Origin of the sequence: Kiloniella sp. EL199, from assembly GCF_900313065.1 — a bacterium.
Taxonomy (GTDB): domain Bacteria; phylum Pseudomonadota; class Alphaproteobacteria; order Kiloniellales; family Kiloniellaceae; genus Kiloniella.
This window is the reverse complement of the sequence record NZ_OMPU01000006.1, coordinates 133,594-147,274: the sequence shown is the minus strand read 5'-3', so window position 1 is coordinate 147,274 and position 13,681 is coordinate 133,594. Positions and strand designations below refer to the sequence as shown.

General features: G+C 43.3%; 10 protein-coding genes. 2 read left to right on the top strand and 8 right to left on the bottom strand.

Annotated elements, in window-relative coordinates; all coding sequences use genetic code 11:
- Nucleotides 1-63 precede the first annotated feature (63 nt).
- Both xsc and D9A03_RS04030 read right to left on the bottom strand, forming a co-directional pair.
- On the bottom strand, nucleotides 64-1,839 hold the full coding sequence (gene xsc, locus D9A03_RS04035) for a sulfoacetaldehyde acetyltransferase (protein WP_120495944.1): 1,776 nt from the start codon (nucleotides 1,837-1,839) through the stop codon (nucleotides 64-66).
- 478 nt (nucleotides 1,840-2,317) lie between these two features.
- The gene (locus D9A03_RS04030; RefSeq protein ID WP_120495943.1) at nucleotides 2,318-3,700 is read right to left on the bottom strand and encodes an aspartate aminotransferase family protein; all 1,383 of its coding nucleotides are present in this window, start codon (nucleotides 3,698-3,700) and stop codon (nucleotides 2,318-2,320) included.
- A 376-nt stretch (nucleotides 3,701-4,076) separates the two neighbouring features.
- On the opposite strand from D9A03_RS04030, the gene D9A03_RS04025 reads away from it, so the two are divergent.
- Nucleotides 4,077-4,454: a hypothetical protein gene (locus D9A03_RS04025; protein WP_120495942.1), complete on the top strand. Its 378-nt coding sequence runs from the start codon at nucleotides 4,077-4,079 to the stop codon at nucleotides 4,452-4,454.
- 86 nt (nucleotides 4,455-4,540) lie between these two features.
- Here D9A03_RS04025 and D9A03_RS04020 read toward each other — a convergent pair whose 3' ends face one another.
- The 6 genes from D9A03_RS04020 to D9A03_RS03995 all read right to left on the bottom strand — a co-directional run bounded on the left by D9A03_RS04020 (nucleotide 4,541) and on the right by D9A03_RS03995 (nucleotide 11,885).
- Nucleotides 4,541-5,428, bottom strand: coding sequence for an ABC transporter permease (locus tag D9A03_RS04020; protein WP_120495941.1), 888 nt, complete (start codon nucleotides 5,426-5,428; stop codon nucleotides 4,541-4,543).
- Complete coding sequence (locus D9A03_RS04015) at nucleotides 5,425-6,423, bottom strand: ABC transporter permease (protein WP_216825374.1); 999 nt, start codon at nucleotides 6,421-6,423, stop codon at nucleotides 5,425-5,427. Before D9A03_RS04015 ends, D9A03_RS04020 begins: the two co-directional genes overlap by 4 nt.
- Nucleotides 6,416-7,507, bottom strand: a complete 1,092-nt coding sequence (locus tag D9A03_RS04010; protein WP_120495940.1) for an ABC transporter ATP-binding protein — start codon at nucleotides 7,505-7,507, stop codon at nucleotides 6,416-6,418. The genes D9A03_RS04015 and D9A03_RS04010 overlap by 8 nt, the downstream gene beginning before the upstream one ends.
- 109 nt (nucleotides 7,508-7,616) lie before the next feature.
- Nucleotides 7,617-8,756 carry an extracellular solute-binding protein gene (locus tag D9A03_RS04005; RefSeq protein WP_174233628.1) on the bottom strand — a complete coding sequence of 380 codons (1,140 nt, stop codon included), beginning with the start codon at nucleotides 8,754-8,756 and terminating at the stop codon, nucleotides 7,617-7,619.
- A 111-nt stretch (nucleotides 8,757-8,867) separates the two neighbouring features.
- Nucleotides 8,868-9,131, bottom strand: coding sequence for a hypothetical protein (locus D9A03_RS04000; protein WP_120495939.1), 264 nt, complete (start codon nucleotides 9,129-9,131; stop codon nucleotides 8,868-8,870).
- A gap of 549 nt (nucleotides 9,132-9,680) precedes the next feature.
- Nucleotides 9,681-11,885 carry a methyl-accepting chemotaxis protein gene (locus D9A03_RS03995; protein WP_120495938.1) on the bottom strand — a complete coding sequence of 735 codons (2,205 nt, stop codon included), beginning with the start codon at nucleotides 11,883-11,885 and terminating at the stop codon, nucleotides 9,681-9,683.
- A 198-nt stretch (nucleotides 11,886-12,083) separates the two neighbouring features.
- Between D9A03_RS03995 and D9A03_RS03990 the strand changes: the two genes are divergently transcribed.
- Entirely contained in the window at nucleotides 12,084-13,595 is a 1,512-nt protein-coding gene (locus tag D9A03_RS03990; RefSeq protein WP_120495937.1) for a PLP-dependent aminotransferase family protein, read from the top strand.
- The last annotated feature ends 86 nt before the right edge of the window (nucleotides 13,596-13,681 follow it).

The following is a 13,681-nucleotide window of genomic DNA, read 5'->3' as shown; positions in this document are numbered from 1 at the left end:
ACACTCTCTATCAATTTGATATCAGAATGATTTCAGGGCCAGACTAAAAGCTACAAAAGGAAATTAAACACCTTTTTGCGGTCGCATGTCATCCGGGTTAATACCAGCAACTTGAACCGGCTTTGTCATCGCATCACGACGGAAAGGCTCTCCAAGCTCTTGGTTGAGAATAACCTCGATAAAGGTTGTTACCCCATCTTTTTGTGCTGCTGTTGCTTCCTGCAGTGTCGCGGTAAGTTCACTCTGCGTACGAACAGTAACACCTTTCAAACCACAACCCTCGGCAACCTTGGCATAGCTCAGGTGAGGATCCAGCTCTGTACCAACGAAATTGTTGTCGTACCACAAGGTTGTGTTTCGCTTCTCAGCACCCCATTGATAGTTTCGGAAAATAACCATTGTTATCGCAGGCCATTCGTCACGACCAACAGAGGTCATTTCGTTCATACTGATACCAAAGGCACCATCACCGGCAAAACCAACAACAGGTGTATCCGGGCAACCAATCTTGGCACCAATAATTGACGGGAAACCATAACCACAAGGACCAAAAAGCCCCGGCGCCAAATACTTACGACCTTTCTCAAAAGTTGGGTAAGCATTGCCAATCGCACAGTTGTTTCCGATATCACTGGAAATGATGGCATCTTGCGGAAGGCCTTCTTGAATAGCACGCCACGCCATACGTGGAGACATACGGTCTGCATCGCGACGACGAGAATCTTCGTTCCATGTTGTTCCCGGATCATCATCTTCATGATCCATGCTGCTGAGAGCCTGAAGCCATGATGATTTTGTATGATGAATAAGTGCTTTACGCTCTTCACGTCCACTGTCACCGGCTGTAGGGCTTAACTGAGACAGAATTTGCTGTGCGACCTGTTTGGCATCACCACAGATCCCGACATCGACTTTTTTGGTCAGACCAATACGATCTGAATTGATATCTACCTGAATGATACTAGCATCTTTAGGCCAGTAATCAATGCCATACCCCGGCAATGTAGAAAACGGATTAAGACGTGTTCCCAGCGCGAGGACAACGTCTGCCTTTGCAATCAGTTCCATTGCAGCCTTGGAACCATTATATCCAAGAGGTCCTGCTGCCAGAGGATGGCTGCCCGGGAAGCTGTCATTGTGCTGATAACCACTACATACTGGTGCATCAAGGCGTTCTGCCAAAGCCTGACAATCAGGAATAGCATTGCCAATTACGACACCTGCCCCTGAAAGAATAACAGGGAATTTCGCGCCTGATAAAAGCTCGGCAGCTTTAGTGATTGCAGTTGCACCACCTGATGGCAATTCAATATCAACCATCTGTGGAAGTTCAATATCAATGACCTGTGTCCAGAGATCACGTGGCACGTTGATCTGTGCTGGTGCCGACCCTCGTTTTGCTTTTTGGATAACGCGGTTCAAGACCTCGGCCATACGGGATGGATCTCGGACCTCTTCCTGATAACAAACCATGTCTTTAAAGAGAGCCATTTGCTCTACTTCCTGAAAGCCCCCCTGTCCGATTGTTTTATTGGCAGCCTGTGGTGTCACCAGAAGCATTGGTGTGTGATTCCAGTAAGCTGTTTTAATTGGAGTTACAAACCCTGTAATGCCTGGGCCGTTCTGTGCAATACACATACCGATTTTTCCGGTTGTACGTGTATAGCCATCACAAATCATTCCACCATTTGTTTCATGGGCAACGTCCCAAAATTTGATACCCGCTTTCGGGAACAAATCAGAGATTGGCATAAAAGCAGAGCCGATGATTCCAAAACCATGTTCGATACCGTGCATTTGTAAAACTTTTACAAAGGCTTCTTCTGTCGTCATCTTCATTGTTATCTATTCCTTATTTCAAAAATTATTCTCATCATTTAAGAGAAAATTCTCAAAGGGACTGATCAAAATCTTGATCAATTCCAGCCGTTTATATGTTTCGACTTTTGCTTTTAAAGTTCTGCCTTGCCTTCAAGTTTATGATCTTCGAGTTCCACAAACTAAAGGTTCGGGCAAAACGCAGGCTCGTCCTGACAACAGAAAAGCAACTATTTCCTTTTTCACATAGGTCCAGATTTACCCATCAATGATACCAGATTTAAGCGAATCTTTATACGTCTCCATCCTGCCTGGAAAACCTAGAGAAAATTATTTAAAAACAAAGAATTATGATTTTTCGTAAATAGATGGAAACTTTACTGAGATTACAGACAAAACCAGGACATTTTCCTCGAAATTTTCCTCGAAATTTTCGATAAAAAAAGGACTGACCACAAGATCAGTCCCATTAGAGTTTCATTTAGGAGACGTGTTAAATCTATCCACAGATTTTGGATAAAGCATTATCAATCGCTGTGACAATCTCATCCAATTCTGCTGTTGTACAAATCAATGCAGGACTCAAGCAGAGTGTATTATTGAATTCTCTAAAGCTCCGATTGGTTGCCCCGATAATCACCCCTTGGGCCATACATTCACCAACAACAGCCTGAGTAATACTTTCATCAACCGGTTGCTTTGTCTCACGATCAACTACCAACTCCAGTCCACAGAAAAGTCCCTTTCCACGAACATCACCAATAACCTGATGCTTTTCTTTCAACTCATGGAGCTTTCCAAGAAGGTAATCCCCCATCTTGGTGACATTATCAAGCAGGTTCTCTTCTTCGATAATCCGCATGTTTTCAAGAGCAGCTGCAGGACCAGCCGTACATCCACCAAAAGTGGATATATCTCTAAAGAAGCTCATTGGATCAGAAGGGTTGTTTTTGAATTGATCAAAAACCTCTTCTGTTGTCACCGTACAAGAAATCGCTGCATAGCCAGAAGCAACACCTTTTGCCATCGTGACAATGTCCGGCTTGATTCCATAGTGCTGATAACCAAACCATTTACCTGTTCTTCCCAAACCACAAACAACTTCGTCGATATGGAGCAGGATATCGTATTTTTTACATATTTCCTGTACCTTTTCCCAGTAACCTTCGGGAGGTGTAATTACTCCACCACCTGCTGTGATTGGCTCCAGAACCAAGGCACCAACAGTATCCGGTCCTTCACGAAGAATGACTTCTTCAATGGCCAAAGCTGCTTTCACACCATAATCACCATCATTTTCGTATTGGGAGCGATATTCGCAACAGTGGGGAACTTCGACGAAACCGGGGGTAAAGGGACCATACTGATCTTTCCGTTGTAATTGCCCGGTAGAACTCAGCGCTGTGATTGTCGTACCATGATAATCACGATCCCGGTAAAGAATTTTATGTTTCTTTCCACCGTATTTATTGTGTGCGATCTGACGTACAATCTTATAGGCTTTTTCGTTGGCTTCAGAGCCTGAGTTTGAAAAGTAAACCCGGCTCATACCCGGCATTTTATCGATAAGTGCCTTGGCAAAGTTTGCGCCAGGAATAGAGCCAGCCGAATTTGCAAAATAATTCAATTTTACAAGTTGTTCACGTACAGCATCTGCGATTGTTTCCCGACCATAACCAACATTGACAGTCCAGACCCCACCAGATACGGCATCAAGATATTTTTTACCCTTTGCATCCCAAACGTTCATTCCCTTGCCTTCAATAATAACAAGAGGATCAACGGTTTCATAACGTTTGTGCTGGCTGATATGGTGCCATACATGAGCCCGGTCATTTTCAATGACGTCGCTAAAATCGTTCATTTGTTCTGTTAATGTCATGATTCACTTCCAACACTAAAGGGCCTTACTGTCTTATTGCCTTAATTGTCCGGCAAATTGGGCCAATCTGATAACCTGGCCCCAAAAAGCTAGCTGGGCCACTATGTAGATGTTTTCCTTGATCGAAGTGTCACACGCGTTTTCATAACGGCGATAGTTCCAGTTGAACCAAATTGATAAAACCACCTGAACCAGAAACTACAATTTGGTGAGTCCAGATTTTACGATCCATAGAGCCTTATGCACTAACATGATAGGATGTGTCATAAATCGCTGTGATTCTTCCACGGCTTACCTTAGAATTTTAAGCCATAGAATTTAAAGATAGTTCACAAGCATAAAATTCTTGATATGAATGACTGCAGGGGAAAGGCCTATGATGCCAACAACCGTACATAGCATTTCGAAATATACAGTGCAGATTCTGAACACCAAATCTACCGCTGACAAACCAAAATCACAGATAATTATTAGATTACTGAATGAAAAAGGTAAAGACTGTGGACTTGCTGTATTCAAAGACTATGGCGATCAAAACGCCCAGAACCCTTATGGTGACCATAAGAAAGGAACTGCAACTGCTTATTTTGATATAAAGCACTATCAAGCATTTATTGAAATTCTAAGAATGGAAAAAGAACTTTATTGGAAAATTGCCTGGCAGCAAACAGGGCCGACAAAGACAGTTTCTGATGTCTCTCTCGATACAAAGGAAGAGATTATTGGCGAGCATTTTGGCAATGGCGGTGCATAGCTCTTTATATTAAGCGCAATTCAATAAAAATGGCGGTAAAGTTATAACTTTACCGCCATTTCTTTTACCTAGTCATCTAGACTTACTTAAACTGGGGCCATACCTTTATCTGCTGTATGGGCCGCTCTTTTTGCAGCTTCAGCAGCAAGTGCTTCTCGTCTCATTTCTCGACGACGGTAGATTTCATGCGTCACAGCACCGACCAAGGTAATACCAACAATCACAACAGCCAAGGCACTCAAGGACGGATTGGTCCCCAGCCTCACTTTACCAGCAAGAACAGTTGTTAGAGTACTTTCCGCCTGAATGGTAAAGAGTGTTGTATTGTAGTTTTCGAAACTGGTCAGGAAAGCCAGGAACGCAGCAGATCCAATCGCAGGTCTCAAGAAAGGGATCAGAATCTTCCAGAACACCTGAACATTTGTCGCCCCAAGGTCAAGCGCAGCTTCTTCCTGAGTACGATCAAAGCGTTGCAATCTGGAAAGGAAAATCAGCATACAATATGCAGAGATAAAGGTTGATTGCCCGATAACAGACAGGAAAATTCCACTGTAAAAAACAGAGTTATAATCCGCATCAACCCAAACACCCAGTCGATCCCAGAAAACCAATGTCGAGATCCCCAAGATAACACCCGGTGTCAATAGCGGAGACACAACAATCATATAGTAAATTGACTGAGCTTTCTTATGAACCTGTGACATCAGCAAGGCAGCCGCCAAACCAATAGGAACAGCCAGACAAACAACACCTAAACCGATCCAGAGCGAGTTCTTGATGCCCTGTATCATATCCTTGTCGTTGGCAAGTACTGAAAACCACTTCAAGGTCAGCTCATCAATGGGTATTGCTGTCGGAAAAGTAGGAGAGTTAAAAGCAGTCACTCCCATCAGGATCAACGGACCGAAAAGATATAAGAAGAACATCGCAATATAAAATCGCACCATGTACTTCTGAATAAGATCAGAGGTCATTTCGCAAGCTCCCCTAAATTAACCTTGAAGAACTTCATCACTGCCAAAACAAAGATAATGCAGGAGAAGAGCAAGACAAATGCGTAGGCAGATCCGCGCGACCAATCACCACCGGTAAAGAACCAGTCATAAATTATCTGGGTAAACCAGAGACTGCTAGGACCACCCAAGATCTGAGGCACAGCCAAGGCACCAGCCGAGAGCATAAAGACCATGGTACAGCCGGACGCAATACCTGGTTTTGCATAGGGAATAACGACACGATAGTGAATGCGCCACCACGGTGATCCCAAATCTCTGGCCGCCTCAATCTGATTGTGATCCAGGCTTTCAATCGCATTATAAATAGGGAAAACCATAAGCAGGATATAGGCATAACTTAAACCAGCATACATCGCGATATCTGCCTTGATGAAATCAATCGGCTCATCAAGAATTCCCATCCCCATTAAAGAGACATTGATAACACCACTGGATCCAAAAAGAATTCGGAAGGCAAAAGCCCGCAGAATTTCATTGACCCAAAACGGCAAGATCAAGGCGATCAGAAACAACCGCGTAGTTCCACCTTTCGTACTTTGAGCCAAGTAATAGGCAATGGGATAACAAAGCAAAAAAGCTAACAATGTTACACCAACAGATGCCAAGATTGTTTTCAGGAAAATTTGCAGATGGAGTAAATTAAAGAGGTTCTCGTCGCTATCACGCCCAAAAATCAGATAGGAATAATTTTTGAGTGTGTAGGCATCCGGGTCACCGCCAATCGCACCATCTCGGAACGAGAAGTCCACCATGTAAAGCTGGGGTGCGATGATCATTAAAACAACCCAGATAAAAACAGCGCCGATTAAATAGGTAGAAACCAGAACGCCGTTTTTCTTGACGAATGTAACCTGTCGCAAATTTGCCCAAACTGTATAGGTATTCTTTTGTAGCATTGGTGCGACAAGAAGAGCCAAAACAACGGCGAGAAATACGGACAGAAAATCACTCATCGGCCAAATCTCCTTCCGGCAGTACAATGGCCCGATCTACTTCAAAGCAAATCTTTGCAGTATCACCAACTTTCAAGTGCGTCCCCTTACCTTCGTTACTGACGGCAAACGATATGCGCTTTTCGGTTTCACCTTCCATATGAATATGGATAGAAGGTCCCTCAAATTCTTCAGAGAGGATTGTGCTTTCAACAACATTTTCAGCAGGGACATCACCTTCAACCAGAGAAAGCGCTTCAGGACGAACAAAAAGAATAGCAGCATCGCCCTCATTCAAACCTTGCGTATTTCGCCCTCTAAGTAAGCCGAATTTGTTTTGAATTTGTGCGTAATCACCATCAACCTTGACGACCTTGCCATAGAAAGGATTGTTTTCGCCGACAAATGAAGCAACAAATGCTGTTTCTGGTTCATTATAAATTGTGCTGCCATCGCCCACCTGCTCAATAACACCCGCAGACATAACAGCAATCCGATCAGACATTGTCAGGGCTTCGCCTTGATCATGTGTAATATAAATAAATGTAATGCCAACACGTTGCTGGATGTTTCTCAACTCACTGCGCATATGTTGACGCAATTTTAAATCCAACGCTGATAACGGCTCATCAAGTAATAACACTTCAGGCTCGACAGCTAACGCACGCGCAATAGCTACACGCTGTTTTTGGCCACCGGACAATTCCGAGACCATTTTGTCCCCTTGCCCGGACAGAGCGATGAGATCAAGCAGTTCTTCTGCCCTGCGGCGGCGCTCAACATATTTGATGCCTTCAACTTCCAAACCAAAGGCAATGTTGTCAGCCACTGACATCAATGGAAAAAGGGCCAAGTTCTGAAAGATCAATGCTGTCGGACGTTTGTTGGGTCCAATACCACGCATATCACTTCCGTTAATACGGATCGTTCCCTCTGTTGGTTCGTTGAAACCCGATACGGCACGAAGAATCGTCGTTTTCCCGCAACCAGAGGGGCCAAGAAAACTAAAAAACTCGCCCTTTCGGATTGCCAAATTAGCATCGTCTACGGCAGTAAAATCGCCGAAACGAATTGTTACATGTTCTAAATCTACACCTGAGCTCATGAGGACCCCACGACCACTCTCTCGGGTAAGAAAACCCGAAATTTATTATTTATAAGGATGAAGAGGAGCACAGAGAATTCTGTGCTCCCTTACCGAACTCAATTACAGATTATGCGGCGACGAATTTATCGCGGAATTCTGTACGAAGCTGTGCATACCATGTTGGCTCTGCAGGCCAAGCAAAGAGGTTATCCAAAGCATCACCCGGATAAGCTTCGGCAAAGTTCTTCTTGGATTGCTCGGTCAGATGAGCATCAGCACCGATCACAGCAGAGTTATACCCTGTCAGGTTCGCGGTCAGTCCGCCGTTTTCAGGACGGAATGAGAACTCAAGGAAGGCATAGATTTGATCAATGTTCTTCGCACCTTTCGGCATTGCAAGACCATCAACCCAAGCCAGTGCACCTTCTTTTGGTGCCTGATATTGGACCGGATTTCCTTCACCTTTCAGCGCCAGAATTGGTCCATCCCAAGTCTGTCCCAAAATAACATCTTCCTGCATCAAGCCATTTTTCTGACCATCCGCATCGTTCCAGAACTTTTTGACATTTGCTTTACGATCAATACAGAACTTAGTGATCTTGGACCATACGTCCTTCATATCATCTTCGCTGTTATAGGCTCGTTTCATATCGCCTGGCGCAAGTTCACCGATGGTTTCCATATAAAGGCCAGCACCAAGCATCATTGAATGCGGGCGGCCCATCATGGTGTTTTCGCCACCATCTTTCCAAAGATCCCCGTAGCTAGGAACGCCACCTTCAGGGGTCCACTTATCTGTGCGCCACGCAACAGCTTCTGTTCCCCAGAGTTGAGGCAGCCAATGAGATCCTTTACCAGCAAAGTTCCAATCAGTTTCACCGACCTCTGCCATTGCTGCATTAACACGATCAATTTTGACTTTGTTCATGTCAAAAGGTTGCAGCAGGTTCAGTGGTTCCCATTGTTGCGCACGCATATTTGTTGGCGAGATAACGTCAAACCCACGACCGCGTGTTGCACGAAGTTTATTGATAATTTCTTCGTTGGAGCCGATACCAGTGTGATTAATTGTAATTCCGGTTTCTTTTTTGAACGCTTCCTTGAATTCTTCAGGAAGGTAATCAGACCACATCATCACATTTAGCTCTCCGGAAGAGGAAAGCGCATTTTTGATAAATGCAGGCGCAGCCAATGTTGAAGCACCTGCAATTGCAGCACCTTTTAGAACTTTACGACGGCTTACTGTAGTTTTCTTAAGTATTGTCATTTTTTTCTCCCATGCTCCTTCATTTTGTCAACGAGGAGGGTCCCTGTTCACAGACCTGAACTTGCAACATAAGGCAATTCATGGCTGTTCTTAATGTTTATGACTTTGACTTCAGTTAAGATTAGTTTTAAAGGACAAACTTTCCTCGGCACCTCCCTGATATAGAGTTGATAAATTCGTTAAATAACTGGCTTTTTTTTCAAAACGGAAAAACTGATCGTATGTTGGAGAAGGCAAAAGCCATACAGGCGCTGAGAAGAAACGGATACACCTAAAAACTGGGTGAGTATTTTTCTTGATAAAGCACTCGCCTGCATCAAGAATATCCCCGAATGATATTTTGCTTTCTGGCAAAACCCATTTCTTGCTCCCCATACATAATCATTCACTTTAAAGCGGAATGACTAGTTGTACTTATCAATCAAAAGAATTGATTTCAGACTTGCCATCAAAATCAATTCAAACGCTGAATTATTCTTATCATTCGATGAACCAGCATTGCATACTTAAGGTATTGATACTGGCTCTCAAAACAACAAAACAGTTAAAGTACTCATTCTATTTCAATTGGTTACACAAGCTGAAACAGAACATAAAAGAAGTATTCTTAATAAGAGCCACAAAATCTAAAATACACTATTTTGATGATTATTCCTAAATTTATTTATATTAGCGATATATTTTCATCTAAATAAATTTAGGAAATTACCCTGTAACTATATCTAATTTTCTTTGTTTAGATTAATTACCTCACCAGTTTTTTTGCATTCTTCTCCTGAACTCTAAATCCCCAAACACTCCTCAATAATTCATAAATAATACGGTAAATGAATTAACCGTGGTTTATAGTACCAACGGGAAAAACTATATGAGTCCAAGCACTAGAAGGGCAAAATGCTGCTGAAGAGAACAAAGTCGTTAAATTTACTTGCGTATCTCAAGCATAAAATCATCAACTTCTTTTGATAGAGACAAAAGCTCTGCCGTCAACTGCTCGGAAGAATTAAGCACCACGCCTGCTGCCTGGCCTGTTTCCTCTGACGCACGCATCACATCGTTGATATTCTTGGAAACTTTGTTTGTACCATCTGCGGCCAACCTGACATTACGAGACATCTCGCCAGTCGCAGAGGTTTGCTCAGTTACTGCAGCGGCAATTCCTGCTGTAATTTCATCAACATTACCAACTGCCTTGGTAACTTTGGTTATTGCTTCTGCAGCAACGTTTACGGTGTCCCTAATTGTTATAACTTGGGATGAAATATCGTCCGTCGCAATTCCGGTTTGTGTTGCCAGATTTTTCACTTCTGACGCAACAACAGCAAACCCCTTACCTGCATCTCCGGCTCTTGCGGCCTCGATTGTCGCATTCAATGCCAACAAATTAGTTTGATCTGCGATCTCACTAATAAGGTCAACCACAGCGCCAATCTTTTCAGCGGCTTCGGAAAGACTGTCCACGGCTCTGTTTGTTGCCTGGGCATCAGCACTCACTTCTCTTGAAGCAGTTGCAGCCATTGATGTCTGTCGACTAATCTCTTCTATCGACGATGTTAATTCTTCTGAAGCGGCCGCCACAGATTCTACATTCACAGAAACATCAGAAGACGCTTCTGATGCCTGGGACGACTGATTTTGTGCCTGACTTGCCGTCGCATTCATTTCCTGCGCGGTTTGACCAAGCTGTGAAACAGAAGCCTGCACACTGGAAACAATTCCTTTAACCCGAACATTAAACTGATCAGCAAGCGCATCCATCTCTTCTTTGCGTTTCTGTTCAGCAAGCGCTTTTGCTTCTTCACGTTCTTTACGCAAACGCTCTACCTGTTGCGCATTTTCCTTAAAGACATTCAGCGCATTAGCCATATCCCCAATTTCATCTGCCTGCCCTGTTGGAACTTCAATCGAAAGATCTCCTTCGGAAATCTCTTTCATTGCTTCTGACAGAGATACCAATCGCGAGATAATCATTCTACTAACCACAAAATACATAACAGCAGCAGCAAGAGCGATAGAAATACCCAGAATAATCAAAAGCCATAATTTACCTTCTGTAATAGCATTACTGGATAATGAAACAGACGAAATTGCACCATCTTCTGCAGAAGCTGCAACCTGATGCACTAAATCTATTAATTTCAGGGATAGTTCTTCATTCTTCCTGAGCAGATCATTCGAGATATTATTCTCGGTTAATTGAGCTATTCTCAGGGAATATACATTTTCGTCACCCAATAACAGAGAATTCAGCTCTTTTGTTAACTGTCTTATCGCAATAGCTTCTTTTGAGACATCATCATCAATCAGAGAGACATTATCCTTATTGCGCAGAGCAGCTTCTTTGATACTTTTTTCTGCAGCAAGAATAAGGTCATTTTCTTGGAAAGTCGCAATTTCAGCCAATAAAGAGAAAATCTGATTTGTATCGACCTGCAAAGAAGAAGAGACTTGGCTTCTGGTGACTGATATCAAAATTTCGATAAGTTGATTAGTGACATCTGCACTCCCGAAAGAGGCATCGATCGTGTCTTCAACTGTTTTACGTGCCGCAGCCTGATAAGGCCCCACAATCCCATCAAATTCACGTTTGGTTGTCAGAAGCTCATTCATAAGTGCAAAGCTACGGGCGCTAAGATCCAATTGCTGCGCAACAGAGTTATTCAATGAAGACAAATTATTTTTAACATCTTCTGATGTTGCCGCTAGCTGCTTGCTAATTTCCTGATCAAAGCCACTTTCATCCAACGCACTAATCAAACTATCAAGTGAAGCTTCTTTTTCCTGGAGAGATATATAAAGCTTATTCTTTTCCTCTATCGACTTAACTGTAATCAATGCCGGAGCTGAAGATGCTATATCCGTTGCAATCTCGGAAAGCGTAAGCGCACTCGACATTTGGGGAACACTTTTCTTTGATATTTGATCAAAAGCACTGCTTACACCATCAAAGGAAAGCCATCCAACCAAACTGGCCAATAGCGTCGTGGAAACAATACTTCCAACAGCCAGCATCAGTTTGGTTTTTACACTTAAAGCTTTTTTGTCACTCGTGGCTTCTTCGTTATTCACTGACAGGTCTTCAACGATATCGTCTTCTTCGATTTGGTTATTAACATCCGTATCAGACACATCTCTCTCCTGTCAGGATTTATAAACCACTAAAAGGCAACATTATTTTGGGGTTATCACACTCTAAATAGGGCCAATTCAATATATTAATGAGTCCAATTCAGAAGCATGCTATGCTTTCGAAAAAGATAGCCTAGATTAGCATCCAACGATTCTAAAGATGCTTAATCAAAAGCATGACTTCAGGGAGAACGAGAGTTGGCGAGTGATATCCTTTTCCATCTAGAAAAAAAGAGTAGAGAATCTCTTCAAAGTCAGCTTCGCCGCGCTATCTTGAACGCTATTTTAAACAGCACATTACCTGCCGGGTTCAAGTTACCTTCCAGCAGAAAATTGGCCAATGATCTGGGGATTTCCCGCAACACAGCGATTTTGGTGTATCAAGGCCTGACAGATGACGGCTATCTCGTCACTCGGGAACGCAGTGGCATTTTTGTTAATGAAGAGTTTGTCGAGGGGTTGGAACAATCCAAGCTCTCTCAAAAAGAAACCCAAGCCATTGATAATAGCGAACTTGAAAAGCCGGATTGGACCAATCGCTTTTTTATGCGCCCGTCAGAGCGTCATTACCTCAATCTCCCCAAGAATTGGCGTGATATACCTTTTCCCTTTGTTTATGGGCAACCGGATAAACGACTATTTCCTCTTACGGCATGGCGGGAATGCAGCAGGTTAGCCCTAAGCACAAGGGACATGGCCGACTGGATCCATGATGATAAAATTTATGATGATCCTCAGCTTATCGAACAGATAAGAACCAGATTGCTTCCTGCCCGTGGTATCCATGTATCAAGTGATCAGATCCTGGTCACACTTGGGGGACAGAACGCGCTTTACCTTCTTGCCGGACTACTTGTTCGACAGCATACACGCGTTGGCATAGAAAACCCCGGTTATCCCGATGCCAAAAACATCATGCAGCTATTCACCAAGAATATTGCCCCGATCCCCCTAGATGAAAAGGGGATGGTTGTTGATAATAACCTGCGTGATTGTGACTATGTTTTTGTAACACCAAGCCATCAATGCCCGACGACAATCACAATGCCGCTTTCAAGACGAAACCGTCTGTTAGAGAAAGCCAATGAACAGGACTTTCTCATTATCGAGGATGATTATGAGAACGAGATTAATTACTTCAAATCAGCAAGCCCTGCCCTGAAGGCTCTGGATACAAGCGACCGGGTTATTTATACCAGTAGTCTCTCTAAAACCCTTTTCCCGGGGTTACGCATAGGATATATCGTCGCGGCCCCGGAACTGATAGAAGAATTAAAGTTTTATCGAAGACTGGTTGTCCGTTATACCCCAAGTAACAATCAGCGAACCGTCGCGCTTTTTCTATCCCTTGGATATTACGACAGCCTCATCTACAGCCTGCGTCGCAAATGGCATAACAGATGGAATTCAGTTCACAAAGCCTTGAAAACCTTTATTCCCGAATGCAGTTACTCTCACTCTTCCGGGGGAACATCTTATTGGATCAAAATACCCGAAGGCATAAGTGCTAATCAGCTCGTCAAAGAGGCTTATAAAGATGGCGTGTTAATTGAATCTGGTATGCCTTTCTTTCTGGAATCACCGGCACCAGATACACATATTCGTATCGGATTTACATCTATTGAAAACGCTAAAATCGAACTTGGCATCAAGCGATTGGGCAAAACAATTGATCGAATGCTCAAAGAGAAAAACACTCTCGGAAAGTAAAGTTAACCACCATATTACAAGCGACAAATCTTTGGACTCCTGCTGGACTCATCGAATGGGTCCAAATGGAGCTATCCCCTCTCCCT